The organism is Streptomyces kunmingensis (assembly GCF_039533535.1).
GTDB lineage: Bacteria > Actinomycetota > Actinomycetes > Streptomycetales > Streptomycetaceae > Streptomyces > Streptomyces kunmingensis.
Genome location: NZ_BAAATS010000032.1, coordinates 34,131 through 54,393 on the forward strand (window position 1 = coordinate 34,131; position 20,263 = coordinate 54,393).

Sequence of the window (20,263 nt, forward strand, 5' to 3'; positions counted from 1 at the left end):
TAACCCCGATCGTCAATCCAGCCACTGCGTTCCCGGCGACAGCAAGCGCACCGCTGTCGCTTTCCATCCGGGCCAGAGCCGACCCGAGGGAGGGTAGCTGTGTCGCTGAGAGCCTGATCGAGAACTCTTGATCTCAGGAGTAGACGCCCTGCCGTATTCGTCGCGGCTCACGGCGAAGTCATCTGGACGATCCCGCCGGAGTTCCTCATACCGTTAGGCGAAGACATCGATCGCCCCGTGAAGACCGCATCCCAACGCTCCGCGGATGGTCATAAGCGCGGGGATGATCCGATGACCCAGAATGTCGCGGTCTACGCTCTCAGGCAGTCCTTCCGTGGCGTTACGAGCCTACTTTGGGTTCACGAACAGGCTCTCAAAAGCACGGATCCTCTGTACACGGGCCGTGCACGGCAGTCTGGCCCACGCACCCTACAGCCGCATAGGCCAGCACAAAGCCGAGAGCCGTTACAGCGAAGCAGGGGTCACAGGTCCAAAACGGCGCGCAGCGCCTGGTCGATGCGGCTCATGAGCTCAGGCGCGAGGTCGCCGCGCAGCTCAGCTTGCGCGAAGCGTGTCGCCCGCTGCTGCTGCAGGTTCACCGCTACCGCAGTGCAGGCGACAGGAGTGTCGATGACCACGGACATCGCGGTATCCGGGTAGAGGCCGGCCGGGTGCAGCACGATCACGAGGACGGCACCGTACGCCTCATCCAGGCCCGTCAGGGAGACGACCAGGACGTCGCGGCCGTCCGGCAGAGTCCACACCTGGCCGCGCTTCAGCTCATGGCTCACAGGGTGTCGCCCTCGCCTGCCAGGTCCTGGCCCAGGCCGAGGTCGGCGAGCTGGTGAGCGGCATCAAGGGTTGCGGCCCGGCGCGCAGCGCGGACCACATACGCGTTCACGCTCAAGCCCGCCGCCTTTGCGGCCTGCCGGATCGAAGGGGCGAGGTCGTCGGGGACACGCAGCGTCATCGTGGTAATCGACATGCCACCATGATAGACACCAGATTATGGTGGCACCCTCTAGTGGCGTTTACTTTCTCCGGGTCGGCTGTCTGTTGAGTCTTGCGGTATTCCCCGCTTCGAAGCGATGAGGGAATGCCTATGTCCGATCCGGAGACGCCCCTGGCGACCTTGGTCGTCAGCTCCCGCCGCAACACCCAGCGCGTCTGCAACCTACGGGACGCCCTGGCCCGGCGGGCCTGGTGACGAGGGCGGCGCTGACGCGCTCACGCGGCCCTCGACGCACTCCCGCTCTGTCCCGGGGACGGCGGGCAGGAAGCAGACCTTGATCGTGCTGCCGGGGCCGGCCGCGGCCATGGGGGTGTAGACGTAGGTCTCCGTGTCGTCCTGGTTGCCCAAGCGCACCGTGTGGGCCGGTCCGTCCGCCGTGACCTCCAGCCGATCGCCGATCCGGCTTTCCCAGATCCGGGCCCAGCCGGCTTGGCATTTGCGGCTGTGGCGCAGCTCCACCTGGGCGCCGGTGGCAGTGCGCAACGTCGTGACGGTCTCGGGAGAGATGCCGCAGATCAGCCGCATGGGGTCCTTGCCCTCACAGGCGGCCGCGCGGCACTGAGAGCCGGTGGAGTACGGGACTGGAGCCATCGGGCTCTTGTCTGCCGCCGGGTACCCGCCCGGCGGCAGCAGCAGCACCAGTGCCACGCCCCCGGCGAGCAGGACGTACACCACCGTCAGCACCACCATCAGGCGGGTCCTGCGGCCTGTGCCGTCACGAGGTTGCCCCGCCTTGGGGCGCGGCGGCGCCGGCAGCGTTTCGGGCGCGGCGGCGAGGACCGTGGCGCGTCCGCTCCAGTGCGACTCGGTGATCTCCCACAGGGCCAGAAGCCGCCCGTCCGGTTCGTCCGCGAGTCGGCACAGCTGCTGTACGGCCTGGCGCGGGGGCAGGCTCTTGGCGTTGAGGTAGCGCTCCCAGGAGGATTTGCTGAACGCCGTCCGCTGCGCGAGCGCCGCCAGGCTCAGCCCCGTGCGGGCTCTCAACTCCCTCAGGGCCGCGTCGAGTCCGATGTGTTCCGCGGTCACCTCGGATCCGCCTCTCGCAGGGCTTTCCAGGTGTGCGGACCGATGACGCCGTCCGCGACCAGCCCTTCTCGTTCCTGGATGTGCTCGACCGAGCGCTGTGTCTTCGGGCCGAAGACGCCGTCCACGTCCCCCGGGGAGACACCCGCCCGCCGCAGCAGGCATTGCGCCTCGGCGACTTCGGGGCCGACGTGTGTGTAGGCCAGGATGGTGCTCGTGGTCCGGCTCAGGCCCGCGTACCAGCGGCCGTCGCTCTCCTGGAGCCGGCAGCTGTAGACGGTCGGCACGAGGGACTCCGTTACGGTGGACGGGGCCGCGACGGTGTCGGTGCGGGCGTGTGCGAGCTGGGCGCGGGCTTCGGCGAGCTGCAGGGCCAGCAGGAGCGCGATGGAGACCGACAGGACCAGGGCCACGCCCCCCGCCGCGACCAGGACACGGGGATAACGCCCGTAGGAGAGGCGGCTGGTGGTGGGCTCCGGTGTCGCCGGGGCGCGGTCCGCGAGGGCGTCGGGTGCCGCGCGTCCCTCCGCCCAGCGTTCGGCGGCCATCTCGTGCAGTGCCAGCAGCCGAGTCGGATCCTCACCGCCGATGCGGGCCATCGCCTCGACGGCCTCGCGGGGCGGCAGTGCTCTGCCGTTGAGATAGCGCTGCCACGACTTGGCGCTGTACCCGGTCTTCGCGGCGAGCTGCCGTGTGCCGAGTGCACCGCGGTCCTTGAGCCTGCGCAGCCGAACGATCAAGTGCCGTATGTGGGGGTGCAGTTCGGCGGGTAGTGGCTTCCATCGAGGCATATCTCCCCCACCAGGTGTTGACGTGTGTCCCACCGTAGCGACTCGGTGGTTGGTGTCCCACCTGGTCAGGGCGTGGGACGTCCCGGGAAGCGGTCACTTCGGCGTCAGCTCTGGGCGGACCTCGCACCGCACCCGCAGTCTCGTCGCCAGGCCACCGGTGCGTTCCGGTGCAGGGGCGAGCAGAAGGTGGGGGAGAAGAGACATTGCGAAGACGTAGACGCGCGAGATCCCTACTCGGGGTACTCGCGGCAGGCAGCCTGTTCATCACGTTGCTTCAGGGGCCGGCGCAGGCTGATCCCGCACGGCCCGCAACAGCTGCGTCCAGTTCCCCGGCAGAGCAGCAGGACACCGTGCCTGCCCAGGACCGCGCCGACATTCTGGGCGAGGGGTATCAGGAGTCGGACGACCTAGCGTGGACGACCTCCGGAGACGCGCGGGGCTTCCACATCCTGACCGCGACGCGGAAGAGCGGCTACACCTGGAGGACTCTGGCGTCCCTGGCGGAGCCCGGGTTCGACGCGGACCAGTGGATCGGGAACGTCTGTGTGACCGGATCCGGGAAACGCGCGGTCGTGGTGTACGCGCCCCGCACCTTCACCAATGATCCAACACTCATGGCCCGCGGTGGCTTCTCGGCCGTGGTCGATCTGGCGTCGGGCACCGTGACGAAACTGCCGGTCAACGCGTCCCTTTCCTACTACAACCCCGGATGCGGCACCGGCGAGCAGGCCGTGCTGACGCAGTCCCCGGGAGAGGACAAACGGCAGACCCGGCTGCTGCGCGTGAACACCGTCACCGGCAAGGTGGCCGAGCCGATCGTGGTGGACGGCCAGGTCACCTCGTCGGTCCCGACGCAGGGCGGCAGGATCGTCGCCGCGGCCGGCCGTACGCTCGTCGACATCGACAGCCGGGGCACCAAGAAGCGGTTGGCGACGGCGGGAACGGTGCCGTACGGCATCAGCGCCGACGGCGACGGCGGCTACGTGTTCCTGGAGCGCGTCCAGCGAGACAGCCTCGGACAGGCCAGGACCACACTGGTGCAACGCTACGCGCAGGGCAGGACGGCGAAGCTGGCCTCCGGGCCGCTCAACGACATCGGCGTGACCCGTCGGGGTGGGCAGGTGTACCTCCTGGGTGAGCTGACCGGCGCGGCAAAGCTCCCCAAGACGGTTACCCGCATGAAGGGCACCGACAAGAACGCCAGACTCTCCACCACAGGCGCCGCCTCCGTACAGGAGACCGTGTGGGCGGACGGTGCCACGTCCCCGCGGAGCCTGCGACCCGAAACCGCCCTGGACGCACGTCCGGTGAACATCACCGCAACGGTGGGCGCCGACGGCACGAGGGCCGAGTTCACGGTGACCCCCCTCGCGAGGAAGTCGCCCGGGTGGGAGACCTCCCGTACGCCCTCCCCGCTCCTGGGCAAGTCGGCGAGCACCGGGAGCGGGAACAGCGCTCCGGGCGAGCCGAAGGCCGAAAACCGCACAGCGTCCGCGGTGACCGGCGGCCGGATGGAGATCGTGGAATCGGAACGCACCTGTTCCGTACCCCGCGGCGATCCGCGCAACCAGGCGATGCAGCCCAAACCGCGCCAGGTGGAGTGGGCCGTGGACAAGGCCGTCGCGGGCAACCTCAACACCGGGGCGTCGCGCCCGGCGAACTGGAAGAACCTGGGAATGCCAGCCTATGCACCCCAGACCCTGTTCCCGCAGCCCGTCCTCGCCGGAGGCGGCCGGGTTCCCGCCCAGGTACTGCTCGGGATCACCACGCAGGAGTCCAACATGTGGCAGGCCGCCCGCACGGCTGTGCCAGGTGTGACGGGCAACCCGCTGATCGGCAACTACTACGGCATCAACTACTACGACGGCGACACCACCAACGACTGGGACGTCAACTGGGCCGAGGCGGACTGCGGCTACGGCATCACTCAGGTCACCGACCACATGCGGATGGCCGGGCGCGAGGGAGGTTCGGGCGGCGCCGCCTGGGACTACCAGAAGCAGCGTGCCGTGGCCCTCGACTACGCGGCCAACATCGCGGCCGGTCTGCAGATCCTGGCATCGAAGTGGAACCAGACCCGCGAGGCCGGAATGGTGGTGAACAACGGCAATCCGGCCAAGCCGGAGAACTGGTTCTACGCCCTGTGGGCCTACAACAGCGGCTTCTACCCGCAAAACGGCTCCGAACCCTGGGGCGTGGGCTGGACCAACAACCCCGCCAATCCTGAATGGGACGCGGGCCGCAATCCGTTCATGGAGGACGCCCTCGGCAACGAGCACGCGGCGGACGCGGCAACCCCGCAGAACTGGCCCTACCCGGAGAAGGTCCTCGGCTTCGCCGCGCACCCGCCGGCCTTTCTGGAGTCGCCTGGCACCATGGTGCCCGCCTTCCGCGCCGCCTGGTGGAACGGCATCGAGGGCAGCGCCCTGATCCCGTTCTCGGCCAAGTGGAACCGGGCGCACGTCAAACCGCCCGAGGACCTGTTCTGCGGGGCGAACAACTGGTGCGAACCCAGCCTCATCGGCGACGGCGCATCGAACAACCCTGGAGCGGGACCCTGTACCCGCAGCGACTACAAGTGCTGGTTCCACGAATCGGTGCAGTGGAAGGACGACTGCGACTACTCCTGCGGCAACGAGTTCTTTCGCTTCCCTTCCCCGGACTTCGACGCCGAACAGGCCGACGGCTCCGCCTACCCGCCCAACTGCTCGACCTCGGGCCTGCCCACGAACGCCATGATCATCGATGACCTTCCCGCGGGCACACCCTCCGTACGGCCGGGCTGCTCCAACAGCGGCTGGACGAACCGGGGGACCTTCACATTCGACTTCGGCGACGGCGAGACGGGAGTCGGATACGACGGATCCGCCTCTACCGTCTGGCCCGCCAAGGTCGACCTGCACCAGCTCGGCGCGGGATTCGGCGGTCACTTCTACTTCGGCCACACCCGCAAGGACGATGCAGACGGCCGCCGCATGAAGATGACGGCGACCTGGAGGCTCAACCAGCCCGTCTCCGGCCCGGCGAAGGTCATGGTCCACCTCCCCGACCACGGTGCGCACACGGCCCTGGCCAGGTACGAGGTCGTGACCAAGCTCGGCACACGCAGCAGGGTCATCGACCAGAGCGGCTCGAGCAATCGCTGGGTGAGCCTGGGCGGTTTCATGTTCGACCAGGCACCGGAGATCCGGCTCAGCTCCCTCACCCGGGACGGCAACGGCACGCAGGACATCGCCTTCGACGCCGTCGCGGTCGTGCCGATCGACGGCGAGTACGTGGAGGAGGCCCTGGAGAGCGTCGCCTACTTCGACGAGGACCAGAACATCGACGTCCGCCCAGAGAGCGCCTTCTTCAACACACCGCTGAAGAACCGGCAAGCTCTCTACGACTGGGCCAGGGAGGTTTCCGGCGGCATCCTCGACCAGGGCGCGTGCGGCGGCGCCGCAGGCCCCTCCTGCGCCATGCCGCAGACCCGGCAGGCCATGCAACGCTGGTACGACGAGGTGACGCTGTCGGGCACCGCCACCGAGTTACACCCGGACGGGCACAGCATCCCCGCCTGGCTGAACTTCTCCAACGACATCAGCCACCGCCCGACGACGGACCGCCGCCCGCAGGAGTTCGGGACCGATGACAGCTCCTACAAGCTGGCGACCGGCGCGAGAGTGTCCTTCATCAAGGCCGAGGGGAAAATCGTCGAGGGCAGCGAAACGGTCCAGTACCACGACCGCACGGCAGACACGCATATACCGGACTTCGTGATGGACACCTTTGAGGCCATCGAGGAGGACTACGGAATCCGGCCCCCGGACCTGAGTTTCTCCGCGACCAACCTCAACGAGCACGACGGCCGGACCACCACGACCGACCCCAACACCACCGGAATCCTCCCGGGCACCGCGTACAAGTCGCTCGGAGCGGCACCGACCATCACCGACTACGACGACAACGTGGTCACCGACGGCACGGGCACCTGTGTCACCGCTCTGTACACCGCGGGCGGATCCATCGGCTACCGCACGGCCCTCGCCCAGCCCTCCGTCACCGACGAGGTGGCACGTTGGGTGAACGAGGCGGAAGCCGCGGCGGGCACGCGCTTCGGTGAACCGGTCGCCCGACTCGCCGCCGAGGTCCGGAACATGTTCTTCAAGCCCGGCCTCACCGGATCGATCTTCGGCGCCGCTCCGCCCATCTGGCAGGAACTCAACTTCAAGACCTGCGTGGACGGCACCGTGCGAAGGATCGCGGACGCCACGGGCAGCCCCCAGCCCCTGCTGCGCTCCAGCTTCATGCCGAGCCAGTACCTGTACCGCAACGGCCGGGCTGTCGACCAGAGCGGTGAGCTCTCCGGTCTGAGCACGCCGTTGACCGACGGCAACTTCGAAAAGTTCAGCGGCCCCACCTCGACACCCGAGGTGAACGACAGCCCCTACGGGCCCTGCGGTACCACGGGTAATCCCCACGGCGGCAACCCCTGGGGCATCGGCTACCTCATCAACGATCCCGGTGTCGACCCAAGCACAGGCGCGTTCTGCTCTGCCCCCGACCGGCAGCCGCATCCCGCGTTCAGCAGATGACGGACCGAACAACACACGTTCAACGCCTTCAACGAAGAAGAGAGCCAGCATGAAGAGATTCAGCCGCACCATCACGGCCGCAACCGCCGCCCTGGCGTTCAGCCTCCTGATCAACCCGAGTTCGGCCACCGCCGCCGGCGAGGGCTACATCGACGCAGACCCCGGCCTCAGCAACGGCTTCGAGAACGACTGGAACGACGAGGGGCCCCTGGGCCAGGCCAGCTACCCCACGTCCAACGCGGTGGGCCTGTGGCAGTGGGTCCTGTGGGCCGACGGCTATCTCTCCACCGTGAGCGACATCGACTGCGTATTCGGCTCCGGCACCGCGGCGGCCACCCGCAGGTGGAACCGCGAGGTCGGCAGCCCGGGCACCCTGGAATCCGGCCGCGCCGAACAGCTGAGTTTCGTCAACGCCGACAACCGGCTCAGGTTCGGCGGTGACTACAACTCCACCCTGCAGTACGTGTACTACGGCTCCTCCGCCCGCCCGGTGACCTTCCTGCGTGGCAAGAGCGCCCACGGCGCCTACTACTTCAAAAACCCGGCCACCGGAGCCTGGCTGTCCGCCGTGTACTCCAACGGAGAAAAGGCGAACGCCTGCGGCTGACGTTCCCGCAGACCGTGACCGCCGGCTCGGCGCCGGCAGCGCCTCCCCGTCCGACGGCCGCCCCGCCCGAACCCCAAAGGAAGCACCTTGAGAACCAGCATTCTTCGCAGAAGACTCGTCCCCACCGCCGTCGCCGTGGCACTGACGGTCGGCACTCTCGTCGGCGCAGCCCCCGCCTTGGCGGCACCGCAGCCCGCCGCCACCGTGGCCGTGGAAGACATCGGCGCGCAAGCTGTGGTCAACCTCGGCCTGACCGTCCGCAAGGCCAAGGGCGTACAGACCTGGCTCAAGCGGTTCCACGACGTCTACGACGGTCGCATTGACGGCGCGTTGGGAACCGACAGCTGGATCGGGATACAACGGGTCCTGGCCATTTATCACGGCTACGAGGGCGACTTCGACGGGGACCCCGGCGCCCAGACCAAGAGGGCTCTGCAACGCTTCCTGAACTACAACGGCTACAACGCCGGCAAGGTCGATGGCATCTGGGGCTCCCAGAGCACCAACGCCTGGGCCACCTTCGCTGACGCCATGGTCGACTACTACAACATTCCCTGACCTCGATCCCTGAGGCTTGGGCGCTGCGGCCGGCGGACCTCCACGCCGGCCGCAGCGCGCCCACTGTCTTGAAGCGTTGCGTTGTCGTCATCGCCGTCGTCGCGCCAGAGCCCGAAGTAGTAGTAGACCGCGGTGTACGACGGGAAGTCGTGCGGCAGATAGCGCCAGTGGCAGACGACCGGGCTTGATCCGGGCAAGAAGAGCTGGCGCCGCGAGCCAGTACTGCGGCCACTATCTCGCTCTTGTACTGGGCTTCTTCCTCCTCACGCCCCTGAACTCCGTCTTCTACTGGCGCCCGCTGGCCAACGCCCGCTCCCCGGAACCCGAAACCCCTGAACACGATCCCGCGCGGCCAGGCCGCGCCGGTAATGCGTCCGCGCACCCGCCGATGACAGCCGGGTCAGGGCTCGACCGGTGTCCCGGGCTCGATGTCATAGGCCTTCTGAACGAGGCTGGGGCGACGCCCGTCGTTCCGTCGGCGGACCCACTGGGCGTCGACCTGCTCGCGGGCCTGCGGCTCCATCTCGACGGGAAGCAGGTTGCGGTACCTCTGTTCCTCGCCGAGCAGGACACAGACCGTGTGCTCGTAGACTGGTTCGGGGTCGTACTGCTCGTGCGGGAAGGCCAGTTCGGAGTAATCGTAGAGGCGGTCGGCGGGGTCGTCCCGCCACTCCTTCCACGTCTCGAACATCGTGTCGTTGAAGCCGGTGAGGAACGGGCCGGGGTTGATGGTGGCGACCTGGACACCGAACTCGGCGAGTTCCTGGTCCAGGGCATCCGCGAACGCCTCCACGGCGTGCTTGGAACCCGCGTACGCGCCGGTGAACGGGTCGACGGTGAGTCCGGCGACCGAGGACATGAACACGATCCGACCGCTGCCGCGAGCGGCCATCTGCCGGGCGATGCCCTGGGTGAGCAGGACGGGGCCGAAGACGTTCACCTCGAACTGCCGGCGCAGCCGTTCCTCGGGGATGTCGGCGGTGGCGCCGCCCTCGGAGACGCCCGCGTTGTTCAGCAGCACCTCCACATTCCACCTCCAGGCGTTCTCCCGGTCACCGGGGTCGGTGACGTCAAGCTTCTCGACCCGCAGGTTCACGCCCCGCTGCCGTGCCTCGTCACGTACCGCACTGACCTGGGCGATGATTTCGACGCCCGCGATCACCTCGTGGCCGTCCGCCGCGAGCCGCAGGGCGACTTCTTTGCCGAAGCCGCTACCCGCGCCGGTGATGAGAATCGGTCCTGACATGTCTGTGCGCCTTTCGCTGCTGGTGCCCGTGTCCGTGTCCTGTTTCGTGTCCGGCCCCGGGTGGATCGGAATGCATTGATCCGCTTATACCCCGCGGCTGTTCCGGTAGCGCATCCGTGACGGCTTCGGCCACGGCGGTCACGTCCCGGAACTGTCCCGCGCCCCGTTTGTCCGGACATGAACGACGAGATTGTCGCCCTCGTCCGCGACGGCGGTGCTGCTGGTGACCGGCTACGTTCCGCCCGGCTGAAGTCCGCGATCGATGGTCCGTCGGGCGTCGGGGGACGCGATCACGCCGCGCGCCACGGAGGTCCGTACCCCTGCCAGATGCCAGAAGCATCCGAAAGGTGATGCGAGTTCGGCGGGGCCCATTGGGCCCAGGACCACAGCTCAGTTCTGCGGCGGACACGCTCCTGGGTGCGACACACCTAGGCCGATGCGGCCTGCCACCCATGTCTGAACGAATGAAGAATCAAGAGGGATCACACGAGCCCCACCGTCGGCTCGCACCTTCTTCCTGGAGCCAACCATGCGCATCTCCCCCCTACCCACCAGCAAGATCGTGCTGGTGACCGGTGCTTCCAGCGGCATCGGTGAGGCGACCGCGCGTCATCTCGCCGCAGCCGGTCATCATGTCGTCCTCGGTGCCCGCCGGATTGAGCGCCTGGCCCGGATCATCGGGGAACTGACCGAGGCGGGGTACAGCGCGGAGTACGCGGAGCTGGACGTCACCGACATCGACAGTGTGCGCGGTTTCGCCGAGGCCGCGTTGACCCGTCACGGACGCATCGACGTCCTGGTCAACAACGCGGGTGTGATGCCGCTCGCGTCCTTCACTGATCTGCGCGTCGACGAGTGGAACCAGATGATCGACGTCAATCTCCGCGGAACGCTGCACGGCATCGCGGCCGTTCTCCCCTCGATGCGGGAGCGCCGGTCGGGCCAGATCATCAACATCGCGTCGACCTCCGCCTACCGCGTCGACCCCACCGCCGCCGTGTACTGCGCGACCAAGTACGCGGTGCGGGCCCTGACGGAGGGGCTGCGGCAGGAGAACACGGACGTGCGGGTGACGCTCATCAGCCCCGGGTTCACCCGGTCCGAACTGGCCGACCAGGGCGGCGACGAGCAGGCACGGAGCGTGGCGAAGAACGCCATGGACGCCTTCGGCCTGCCGGCGTCCGCGGTCGCCGAGGCGATCGGCCACGCCGTCGCGCAGCCGGCTTCCGTCGACGTCAGCGAGATCGTCGTACGCCCCACCCCGCAAGGCTGAGACGCTACTCGCACGTCCGCGACAGGCCTGCCTCCCTCGTCGTCCGAACGCTGTACGGGCAGCGGGGCTGGTCCGACAGGACCCGCGTGCCGGCTTTGAGCTGATGCCCCCGGAACGGCAACGACACGGCCCCGACGCCCGGCAACGCCGTTCTGTGCCCAGCCGGCCCGCAGCACCGAAAGCGCAAGGTGAGACAGGAGGGCCGAGCGACGGGCGTCATACCCCCACAGCACCGCGCTCTGCCATCGCCCCCGCCCCCGCCCCCAGGGACGCCAGCACGTCGGCGCTGCTGCTCCCCGGCTGGGGAACGCCGACCAGGAGCTGCTGGCCGGGGGCGTCATGCACGTCGAAGGTCTGGTAGGTCAGTTCAATGCGTCCGAGTCCGGGGAGCGCGCAAACCGTGTACGTGCGGACCAGGTCCTCCACCGCGTTCTCGCCCCACAGCCGCCGGAACTCTGGGGAGACGTCAAGCAGTTCGGAGACCAGGTCCCTGATACCGCGGTCGTCGGGAAACCGACCCGCGTGCAGGCGCAGCGCGTACACCGTGGCACGCGCCACCGCGGGCCACTCGACGAAGACCTCCTTCGCCCTGGCGTGCCGGAACAGCACGCGAACCATGTTGCGTGTTCCCTCGAAGGGGGCGAGGAGCACGCCGGCGACGGCGTTCTTCGCCAGTACGTCGAACGCTGGGCTCAGCACGTAGGCCGCGGCCGCCGGGAAGGCGTCCAGCATGTGCAGCAGGGAAGGGTGCACCGTTTCGATGTTCGCGGCTGAGGTGCGGGCCGGATGCAGGCCCGCCAGCCGGAAGAGGTGCGTTCTGGCGTCCGGGGTCAGCCGCATCGCCCGTCCCACCGCGTCGACCACCTGGGGCGAGGGGTGACGTTCCCGTCCCTGTTCCAGACGCGCGTAGTAGTCGGCGCTCACCCCGGCCAGGACGGCGACCTCCTCACGTCGCAGCCCTCTCACCCTGCGGGTGCCACCGCCGGCGGGCAGCCCTACGTGGGCTGGTTCGGTACGGGATCGGTTCGCACGCAAGAACGCGCCGAGTTCGTTCTGTGATGGCTGCATCTTCGGTCCTACCGACTCGGACGACGGAACGGCACCAGTGCCGAACGTTAAGTGTAACTACATCTGTTGCAGCATGGTGGTCCTGGTAACGCATCCGCTCCCCGCCCGTGCGAAAGGCACGGCATCAGCCCCGCGCCCCACACGACACCGGTGCGCCTCAGACCTGCTCGTACACCCTGCGGTGCAGCCATAGCAGATCCCGCACCAGGGCGGGATCGATACGCCGGCGTGCGCCCTCGACGCCGTCCGCGGGGTACACCAGACCCAAGTACAAGTCGGTCCCGTCGTCGAGGTCCAGACCGGTCAGGGGCGCGAAGTACTCGTGGTCGGTGCGGTCCTGGGGCACGGGCAGGTGCAGAAAGTCGATCTGCCGTGCGACGCGGCCGGTGAGCGCGTTGGCGACATCGACCAACAGGCTCGTGTCCTTCGGCTCGAGGAACCGCTTGCCCCGCGAGTTGCCGTAGCACAGGTGGTAACCGAGTTCTACGTCCGCTGGTACGGCATCTCCGAGGCCGGTGAGGCTCGTGATGATCTGCTCGAACAGGTTGTCGTGCGGTCCCGCCCAGCCGCCGAGGGCCGTGCCGCCTGATTCGAGGAAGGCCACCTCGACGGCGACGTCCCACTGGATCGCGAGGTCCTCGTGCGGCACCGCGTCCAGGATTTGCCGTACTTCTCCGAGGAGTGCCTGCCGGTACACGGGTTCCACGGTCCGCCGGTGTTCGGGTTCCACCATGAGCGCTATCGGCGCCGAGGGCGTGGGGAGGCTCACCTGGAAACGAGCCGTGGGTGTCACGTCGCCGGCCTCCGCAGTTCCTTCAGTACCTCGTAACTGCGGAGGGCTTCGCGGGCGTATCCCAGTGGTCCGAAGTCGGCGGCTTCCAGGGTGTCCGGCGACAGGGGCCGGTACCAGGTGGCTCCCGCCCCGTACGTCGGCTCCGCGGCGTCGACCAGCCGGAAGGCGGGGGACGCGGCGAAGATCTCTCGCTGCCATACGGCTCACAGCGTGGGGTCGCCGGTCTCCCCGTCGGGGATGCGCCGCACGTAGGGACCGACGCTGCGTGAGACGGTCCTGAAAACGTCGGCGGAGTCGGCCAGCGGCACGCTGCCGAGCAGGTGCACCCCGCCGAGCGCCGCCTGCCGTCCGTCGGGCTCTTCGCCCAACTCCTCGGACTCCTTGCCCAACTCTTGCGTGTTCACTGCCACTCCGTTCTCGTCCTCCGCTCGGCCGACAGACGGCCGTGAGCAGCTCTTGCGTGCGGGACCCGGGGCATGGGGCGTCCGGGACCTGGTGGCGGTCCGCCTTCAGCGAGACCCAGCGCAAGGACGGGCGGGCCCTCACGGCGAACGCGAGGCCCCCGGCGACCATATCTGTAACAATACCAGTTACTGAGCAACTAACTCTATTACACATAAAGGGAGGGGCAGCTTGAGCGCGAACAGCCGCATGAGCCTGGCCGTACACATCCTCGCCTGGCTGGCCTGCGACCGGCGCGGCACCGATCAGGAGACGGCGACCTCCCAACACATCGCGGCCAGCGTGAACACGAACCCGGTGGTGATCCGGCGAAGTCTCGGCCGGCTGCGCGAGCACGGGCTCGTGACCGTCGGCCAGGGCAGGCAAGGCGGATGGACGCTAACCCGTGACGCCGCGTCGATCACCTTGCTGGACGTGTACTGCGCCATCCCGGACGAGCCGTTGTTCGGCATGCACGCCTCCGCCCCTGACGCGAGGTGCCACATCGGCTACGGCATCCAGACCGTGCTGGCCGGCATCTACAGCCGGGCATCCGACGCCCTGCGCCGCTCCCTGACCGAGACGACCGTCGCCGATGTGGTCCGCGAGACGCTGGCCGTGCACGCGGCCGGGGACTGTCCACCGCGGCGATCGCGCCCGACCGAAGGCCGCCCCCCTTTGCTGTAACAGATGTAGTTATGTATTTTATATGTAACTGCTCAAGTTACATTAAGGTCCTGCCGGCCATGGCCCGGCGAACAGGATTCAGCGAAGGGAACATTGGATGAGCCACGCAGTGGTGTTCGACGCGGTGGGCGGTCCCGAGGTCCTCAAGGTGGCGGACGTCGACGTCCCGGAACCCGGGACGGGTGAAGTGCGTGTCCGAGTGCTGTGCATTGGGGTCAATCGCCCCGACCTGCTGTTCCGAGCGGGTCTGTACCCCGTGAAGCCGACACTTCCGCAGTCGCGGCTGGGGATCGAGGCGCTCGCAGTCATCGAGTCGAGGGGCCCCGGAGTGACCGGCCTGAACGTCGGCGACAGGGTTCTCGTAGGTCCTGTCGTCCAGCAGAGCGAGCACGGTGTCTACGGTGAGCACGTCGTCGTACCCGCCGCGCAGACGGTTCTCGCCTTCGAGGGCGCGGACGACCTCGTGACGACGGCCTCCTGGATGGCGTACTTCACGGCCTACGCGGGCCTGGTGACAAGCGGCGGGCTACAGGCGGGCGACCCCGTGCTGATCACGGCCGCGTCGAGTGCCGTGGGCCTGGCCGCCATCGACGTGGCCCGTCACCTGGGGGCGGTACCGATCGCCGCGACCCGGTCCAGCGCGAAGGAAGAGGCTCTGCGGGACGCCGGAGCCCGGCATGTCGTCGTGGGCCGCGACCAGCTGGGTGACAGGGTGCGGGCGGTCACCGACGGGCGCGGCGCGGCGCTGGTCTTCGATGCCACTGGAGGTCCCGAGTTCCCCTCGACGGCCGACGCCGTGGCCGAGGACGGCACGATCGTCGTGTACGGCTGGTACGACGAACGGCCCGCCGTGCTGCCCACGCGGTGGCCCATGAACATCGTGGGCCACACCAACTTCACCACGACGCAGGACCCCGCCCGCCTTGCCCAGGCCCGCAACTTCGTGGCGGCGGGCGTACGTTCGGGGGCGTTCGTCCCGCGTATCGACAGGGTCTTCCACGGGCTCGACCAGGCGGCCGCCGCGCACCGCTACGCCGCCGAGGGAGGGCAGTTCGGGAAGGTCCTCATCGCTCTGGACTGAGTGTCGCGGCGTCCGGGCCGGGCACCACCCCGGATCAGGACGCGGCGGCCGAAGCGTCCTGGAACGCCAGCGTGTTGCGCAGGACGTCCGCCACAGTGGTCGTCGACAACGACTGGCGCAGAGCTTCCGTCGCGTCCTGATACACGTCCGTCAGGGCGTGCTGGATACCGAAGCCGACATGGCAGGCGGCATTGGGGTCGGAGGCGTGCAGACCGAAGACCGGCTCGTCGGGGAGCGCGCTGTAGACATGCAGCAGCGTGATCTCCTCCGCCGGGCGTGCGAGGTTCCAGCCGCCGTTGCGTCCGTGCGTGACCTCCACCAGCCCGCCGTCCTTCAACTGCCCTAGGCAGCGCCGGATGACGACCGGGTTGGTGTTCACGCTCTCAGCGATGCGCTGGGATGTCGCGACCTCCTTGGCGGTGCCCCGCCGGTCGTAGGCCAGCCACGTCAGGATGTGCACGGCCAGACTCATACGACTGTTGGCGCTCACACCGTCCGCCTCCCTTCGGTCCCGCCCCCGTACAGGCGAATGAGCGATCTCGCCCACCCGCCCAATATAACCGGACCAGTTACGTAATGGTCGGGGCCCGTCCGGCCGCTCCCGTCCCTGCCGGCCGGCATGCCGCCCAGGTGTGTGACACCTCGGCCACCGCGGCCTTCCCCTTCCGGCCGCTCGGGGCAGGGAAGCGCCCATTGTGTAACCAACTTGACTACGCTGTATCCGTAATGGTTACAGTGCACTACCGGGGCGCCAGGGACTACCACGCCGACGATTCCTACGAGGACGACCTCGTCCGCACACCGGGCGGACGGCGCATAGCCCACCGCACACTCCGTGGTCACTGAACGACCGGCGCCCCGGACGTCGTCCTCATCCCCTGATGGCCGCTCCCCCGCCGCAGCCCCCGGCCGCGCCGCAGACCCGTAAAGGAACCAGACACCATGGGACAGTTGAACGACAAGGTGGCCGTCATCACCGGAGGCACCTCCGGGATCGGTCTGGCCACCGCCCGCCGCTTCGTCGACGAGGGAGCCTTCGTCTACATCACCGGCCGCCGGGCCACGGAACTGCAGAACGCCCTCACAAGCCTGGGCGAGCGGGCGGCCGGCATCCAGGGAGACGTCTCCGACCCGGCAGCCGTCGACCGGGTAATCGACGCGGTCGCCGAACGGCAGGGACACATCGATGTTGTCGTTGCCAACGCGGGCGGCGGAAGTGTGATCCCTCTGGAACACATCACCTTCGCGGACTACGAACGACACTTCTCCGTAAACGTGGCAGGCGCCCTGTTCACCGTCCAGAAGTCGCTGCCCCTCATGAGCAGCGGCGGTTCCATCATCCTGGTGGGCTCGGTCAACGGCTCCCGCAACGTGCCCCAGATGAGTCTGTACGGCGCCACCAAGGCCGCCCTACGCAGCCTGGGCCGGTCCTGGGCCTACGAACTCAGCGAGCGAGGCATCCGCGTCAACACGCTCAGCCCCGGCCCGATCGAGACTCCTGCCTTCTTCGCGAATACGGAGGCCGACGACGAGGACGCCATGCGTCGGGTCCGCGAGCAGGTGGGCGGCACCCTCGCGATGGGGCGCATGGGACGCCCGGAGGAAGTGGCTGCCGCCGCCCTCTTCCTGGCCTCCGGCGAAAGCAGCTTCACCACCGGCGCGGAACTGTTCACCGACGGCGGCCAGGGCCAGATGTGACCCCGTTCCACCCACCACACCCAGCACTGTGACAGCGGGCGGGCCGCTCCCGCGGCCCGCCCGCGCAAGGAGAACACATGTCAACGGCACCCCGTACCTGGCTCGTCACCGGTTCGTCCTCCGGACTGGGACGCGCGCTCACCGAAGCGCTGCTGCGCGACGGCCACCGTGTGGCCGCGACCGTACGTGACACCACACGCCTGAACGACCTCAAGGACACATACAACGACCGGCTGTGGACCGCGGATCTCGACGTCACGGACACCACAAGACTGCGGCATGTCGTCGACACGGCCTTCTCCGATCTCGGAGACATCGACCACATCGTCTCCAACGCGGCCTTCGGGCTGTACGGGGCCGCGGAGGAACTCGACGACCAGGGCATCGACCAGCTCCTCGCCGCCAACCTCGTCGCGCCCGTCCAGCTCCTGCGGAGCGTCCTGCCCCATCTGAGGCGCCAGGGATCGGGGCACTTCACGCAGATCTCCAGCACCTCCGGCCAGACCGGCATGGCCGGAGCGAGCCTGTACCACGCCAGTAAGTGGGGCGTCGAAGGGTTCTTCGAGTCCCTGCACGACGAGGTCGCCCCGTTCGGGGTCGGTATCACCATCGTCGAACCCGGCAGCATCGACTCCAACTTCTTCGCCCGTCTGAACGTCGCCGAACCCATCGACGCCTACGACAGCGGCCCCGTCGGTGACCTGCACCGCTATCTCGCTGACGCCGCGGCGGTCAAGGCCGACAGCCTGGGCGACCCGGCGAAGATGGCTCGCGCGATCATCGAGGCCGCGACCTCCGCCCGGCCACCCCGGCGACTCGTGCTGGGAAGCGACTCCTACACCGCCATCGAGCAGGCCTTGAGCGGACGTCTGGCGGCGCTACGGGCCCAGGAGGAAGTGGCCCGCTCCACGAACCGCTGACCGCGCGCCCGCCTTCCTCCGTCACAGGCGGCTGACTGCCGGCCCGGGTGTGCGGCACCCCGGCCGGCAGGGCCCGGCCCGTACACAGAAGGCCGATCACTGTGGTGAATCACTTGTTCCGGAGCCACCACCGCCGGACCCGGCGCTCGCCAGGGCGACACGATCGCCCCGCAAATCGACGCCCTGGGCCCCAGCACGGACCTGGCCACCGTGACCATATGCGGCAATGACATCGGCTTCGCGAGCATCGTCGAGACCTGCGCCACGCTGGGAGCGGGCGACCTCGCCGGGTTCCTTGCCGGACCCCTTGCACGCGTGACGGTGTGGACCAGCTCCACCGTGCCTTCGCCGCAGGTGACTTCGCATACCTTCGTGACACCACGGTCGAGCTGAACTCCATGCTGGCGCGCGAGGCACGGGGCAGCGGTGCCGGCTATGTCGGCACCTACCGGCCGACCGTCGGGTACGACGTGTGCGCTCCGGCCAGCTAGTGCTGCGTTCCCGTTCGGGCGGGTACATCTGTTGGGAGTAGGCAGCGGGCAGGTGCCGGGTGGATGCTGAGGGATGGTCCTATGGGCGCGGCCGTGCCGCGATGAGGAAGAGCTCAGGGTCGTGCACCGGTTGGTGCGGGCCCGGAAGGCTCCGCGCGACCTGGCGGTGCGGGCCCGGATGGTTCAGCTGAGTTGGTCAGGGCAGCGAGTGCCGGCCATCGCGGCCACGCTGGGGTGCAGCGCCAAGACCGTGCGCTGCTGGCTCCACCGTTTCAACTGCCGTGGTCTTGCGGGGCTTGAGGACCTGGGCGGGCAAGGACGCAAGCGTCGGATCACCGAGCAGGAACGCTCGCGGGTCATCGCGCTGGTGAAGACGCTGCCGCCGGGCCGGCTGCGATGGGAGCCCGTCGACGAGTTGTGGGCGCCGGACGAGCTGGGCCCGGCGGAGAGGACCCTGTCCACTCTGGCCGCAACCGCCCGCGCCGAGGGCATACAGATCGGTCGTTCCCAAGTCCGTCGCATCTTGCTGGCCGAGGGAGTGAGGCGGCGGCGCCCGCGGTCCTGGACGCGGCCCACCGATCCGGACTTCGTCCCAAAAGGACGCGGATCATCGGGCTCTACACGAACCCTCCGCCGGGGGCCACGGTCGTTTGTGCCGACGAACTCGGCCCGGTGATCCCTCGAACCTTTCCATCTGCGCCGGCCTGGTCCGCTGACGGGCACCGGATCAAGTCCGAACTCGACTACACCCGCGGCCCGGAGAAGACCTGGATCTTCGGTGGGCTGCGGATCCGTGATGGCCACGGAGGTCACCATGACCGCTCCCTCCCGCAGCAGCATCTGCTACCAGCAGTTCCTGGAGCACGTCGAAAAGCCAACCCGGCGGGGGCGATCTGGATCGTGACCGACAATCTGTCCGCGCACCGCAGCGTGTCGACCCGGGAGTGGCTGGAAGGACACCCGCGTATCCGCCACGCGTTCATTCCGGTCGGCGCCTGCTGGCTCAACCTCCAAGAGGGCTGGTGGCGGCTGTTCCGTAAGACCGCCTTGGCCGGTCGTTCCTTCTGCAACCCACACGACATCGCCTATGCGACGAAACTGGCTACCGCCCAGCTCAACACCCACGCTCAGCCATGGGTATGGGGCCGCCCGGCCCCTCCCACTCGCACACGGCGGCGTCGCTACGTGTACGTCCTTTGAGGAACGCAGCACTAGCGGTGGATCGCCCCCGAGCCCCGGCGAGCCCCGCTAATCCGGCGCACCCCAGTGCCGTGGGCGAGCAGGCGATGGCCGAGGCCGTCAGCCGCATGCTGCGCAAGTGAGCCCGCCACGCCCGTGGACGGCCGCGTCCGCCCCCGCGGGACGGCCCCTCTTCGCTCCCGACCGTCGCTCCCGACCGTCTCGGAGCCGTCGAGCCGACCGACCGAGGCGCCCGGCCCCGCTCATGCGAGTGCGGCCGGGCACCTCGGGTGTCGTGTTCGCTGCGGGCTTGGACTCCACCGGGGCTTCGTCCCCGCCGGCCTCTCTGTTCTGGGCGTCGCGCAGTTCGCTGCGGCGCCCAGAACAGAAGGCGGACCACGTGGCGCTACTCGGGGCGCTCGCAGACCGCCTCGATATTGTTGCCGTCGGGATCCCGTACGAAGGCGGCGTAGTAGGTGTCGTGGTACTGCGGCCAGACTTTCGGTGCGTGCAGAACCTCGGCGCCAACGGCGACAGCTCCCTTGTGGAAGGCGTCGACCGTCGACCGGTCGGGCGCGGTGAAGGCCAGGTGACTCTCGCGAGCCTGGGAACCGGTGGAGTCCGGGACAGGTCCGATCCAGAACTCGGGGCGCTCGTCTCCGTATCCGATACGGCCCTCGTGCTCAATTCGGCGGCCGACGCCCAGCGGTGCGAGCACGGCGTCGTAGAACGCGGCGCTGGCCTGTACGTCGGTGGTCTGGATTTCTACGTGGTTCAGCACAGGTCTTCCGGCTTCGTGTGAGGCGTCGAGGTTCGAC

Annotated in this window: 21 protein-coding genes; 11 read left to right on the top strand and 10 right to left on the bottom strand. The window is 68.5% G+C overall.

Features of this window, described 5'->3' with window-relative positions; genetic code table 11:
- Positions 1-482: 482 nt before the first annotated feature.
- The 4 genes from ABD366_RS35955 to ABD366_RS35970 all read right to left on the bottom strand — a co-directional run bounded on the left by ABD366_RS35955 (position 483) and on the right by ABD366_RS35970 (position 2,826).
- A complete protein-coding gene (locus ABD366_RS35955; RefSeq protein WP_324773100.1) occupies positions 483-791 on the bottom strand; it encodes a hypothetical protein in 309 nt (102 codons plus the stop codon).
- Complete coding sequence (locus tag ABD366_RS35960) at positions 788-985, bottom strand: toxin-antitoxin system HicB family antitoxin (RefSeq protein ID WP_324773098.1); 198 nt, start codon at positions 983-985, stop codon at positions 788-790. Before ABD366_RS35960 ends, ABD366_RS35955 begins: the two co-directional genes overlap by 4 nt.
- Before the next feature lie 189 nt (positions 986-1,174).
- Positions 1,175-2,038, bottom strand: a complete 864-nt coding sequence (locus ABD366_RS35965; RefSeq protein ID WP_324773095.1) for a helix-turn-helix domain-containing protein — start codon at positions 2,036-2,038, stop codon at positions 1,175-1,177.
- Positions 2,035-2,826, bottom strand: a complete 792-nt coding sequence (locus ABD366_RS35970) for a peptidoglycan-binding protein (protein ID WP_324773093.1) — start codon at positions 2,824-2,826, stop codon at positions 2,035-2,037. Before ABD366_RS35970 ends, ABD366_RS35965 begins: the two co-directional genes overlap by 4 nt.
- Before the next feature lie 350 nt (positions 2,827-3,176).
- Between ABD366_RS35970 and ABD366_RS35975 the strand changes: the two genes are divergently transcribed.
- The 3 genes from ABD366_RS35975 to ABD366_RS35985 all read left to right on the top strand — a co-directional run bounded on the left by ABD366_RS35975 (position 3,177) and on the right by ABD366_RS35985 (position 8,568).
- The gene (locus ABD366_RS35975; protein WP_324773091.1) at positions 3,177-7,403 is read left to right on the top strand and encodes a golvesin C-terminal-like domain-containing protein; all 4,227 of its coding nucleotides are present in this window, start codon (positions 3,177-3,179) and stop codon (positions 7,401-7,403) included.
- A 49-nt stretch (positions 7,404-7,452) separates the two neighbouring features.
- Positions 7,453-8,010: a hypothetical protein gene (locus tag ABD366_RS35980; protein WP_324773089.1), complete on the top strand. Its 558-nt coding sequence runs from the start codon at positions 7,453-7,455 to the stop codon at positions 8,008-8,010.
- A gap of 87 nt (positions 8,011-8,097) precedes the next feature.
- A complete protein-coding gene (locus ABD366_RS35985; RefSeq protein WP_324773087.1) occupies positions 8,098-8,568 on the top strand; it encodes a peptidoglycan-binding domain-containing protein in 471 nt (156 codons plus the stop codon).
- 400 nt (positions 8,569-8,968) lie between these two features.
- Here ABD366_RS35985 and ABD366_RS35990 read toward each other — a convergent pair whose 3' ends face one another.
- A complete protein-coding gene (locus tag ABD366_RS35990) occupies positions 8,969-9,814 on the bottom strand; it encodes an SDR family oxidoreductase (protein WP_324773085.1) in 846 nt (281 codons plus the stop codon).
- 529 nt (positions 9,815-10,343) lie between these two features.
- Between ABD366_RS35990 and ABD366_RS35995 the strand changes: the two genes are divergently transcribed.
- Positions 10,344-11,087, top strand: coding sequence for an SDR family oxidoreductase (locus ABD366_RS35995; protein WP_324773082.1), 744 nt, complete (start codon positions 10,344-10,346; stop codon positions 11,085-11,087).
- A gap of 216 nt (positions 11,088-11,303) precedes the next feature.
- Here ABD366_RS35995 and ABD366_RS36000 read toward each other — a convergent pair whose 3' ends face one another.
- The 3 genes from ABD366_RS36000 to ABD366_RS36010 all read right to left on the bottom strand — a co-directional run bounded on the left by ABD366_RS36000 (position 11,304) and on the right by ABD366_RS36010 (position 13,352).
- Positions 11,304-12,155, bottom strand: coding sequence for a helix-turn-helix transcriptional regulator (locus tag ABD366_RS36000; protein ID WP_324773080.1), 852 nt, complete (start codon positions 12,153-12,155; stop codon positions 11,304-11,306).
- A 157-nt stretch (positions 12,156-12,312) separates the two neighbouring features.
- Complete coding sequence (locus ABD366_RS36005) at positions 12,313-12,888, bottom strand: hypothetical protein (protein ID WP_324773078.1); 576 nt, start codon at positions 12,886-12,888, stop codon at positions 12,313-12,315.
- Between the two features lie 263 nt (positions 12,889-13,151).
- The gene (locus tag ABD366_RS36010; protein WP_324773077.1) at positions 13,152-13,352 is read right to left on the bottom strand and encodes a hypothetical protein; all 201 of its coding nucleotides are present in this window, start codon (positions 13,350-13,352) and stop codon (positions 13,152-13,154) included.
- Between the two features lie 229 nt (positions 13,353-13,581).
- Here ABD366_RS36010 and ABD366_RS36015 point away from each other — a divergent pair, with 229 nt between their 5' ends.
- Together ABD366_RS36015 and ABD366_RS36020 are read left to right on the top strand one after the other, a co-directional pair.
- The gene (locus tag ABD366_RS36015; RefSeq protein WP_324773075.1) at positions 13,582-14,076 is read left to right on the top strand and encodes an Rrf2 family transcriptional regulator; all 495 of its coding nucleotides are present in this window, start codon (positions 13,582-13,584) and stop codon (positions 14,074-14,076) included.
- A gap of 97 nt (positions 14,077-14,173) precedes the next feature.
- Positions 14,174-15,157 (top strand): zinc-dependent alcohol dehydrogenase family protein, encoded by a 984-nt coding sequence (locus ABD366_RS36020; protein ID WP_324773073.1) that lies wholly within the window; start codon positions 14,174-14,176, stop codon positions 15,155-15,157.
- Positions 15,158-15,191: 34 nt separating this feature from the next.
- On the opposite strand, the gene ABD366_RS36025 is transcribed toward ABD366_RS36020, so the two are convergent.
- Positions 15,192-15,647: an Rrf2 family transcriptional regulator gene (locus ABD366_RS36025; protein ID WP_324773071.1), complete on the bottom strand. Its 456-nt coding sequence runs from the start codon at positions 15,645-15,647 to the stop codon at positions 15,192-15,194.
- Between the two features lie 452 nt (positions 15,648-16,099).
- On the opposite strand from ABD366_RS36025, the gene ABD366_RS36030 reads away from it, so the two are divergent.
- From ABD366_RS36030 to ABD366_RS36050, 5 genes are all read left to right on the top strand, one after another.
- On the top strand, positions 16,100-16,855 hold the full coding sequence (locus tag ABD366_RS36030) for an SDR family NAD(P)-dependent oxidoreductase (RefSeq protein WP_324773069.1): 756 nt from the start codon (positions 16,100-16,102) through the stop codon (positions 16,853-16,855).
- A gap of 77 nt (positions 16,856-16,932) precedes the next feature.
- Positions 16,933-17,775: an SDR family oxidoreductase gene (locus ABD366_RS36035; protein ID WP_324773067.1), complete on the top strand. Its 843-nt coding sequence runs from the start codon at positions 16,933-16,935 to the stop codon at positions 17,773-17,775.
- 323 nt (positions 17,776-18,098) lie between these two features.
- Entirely contained in the window at positions 18,099-18,266 is a 168-nt protein-coding gene (locus ABD366_RS36040) for a hypothetical protein (RefSeq protein WP_324773065.1), read from the top strand.
- A gap of 73 nt (positions 18,267-18,339) precedes the next feature.
- The gene (locus ABD366_RS36045) at positions 18,340-18,942 is read left to right on the top strand and encodes a helix-turn-helix domain-containing protein (protein WP_324773063.1); all 603 of its coding nucleotides are present in this window, start codon (positions 18,340-18,342) and stop codon (positions 18,940-18,942) included.
- The gene (locus tag ABD366_RS36050; protein WP_324773062.1) at positions 18,939-19,466 is read left to right on the top strand and encodes a transposase; all 528 of its coding nucleotides are present in this window, start codon (positions 18,939-18,941) and stop codon (positions 19,464-19,466) included. The genes ABD366_RS36045 and ABD366_RS36050 overlap by 4 nt, the downstream gene beginning before the upstream one ends.
- Before the next feature lie 385 nt (positions 19,467-19,851).
- Here ABD366_RS36050 and ABD366_RS36055 read toward each other — a convergent pair whose 3' ends face one another.
- The gene (locus tag ABD366_RS36055) at positions 19,852-20,226 is read right to left on the bottom strand and encodes a VOC family protein (RefSeq protein ID WP_324773060.1); all 375 of its coding nucleotides are present in this window, start codon (positions 20,224-20,226) and stop codon (positions 19,852-19,854) included.
- Positions 20,227-20,263: the final 37 nt, after the last annotated feature.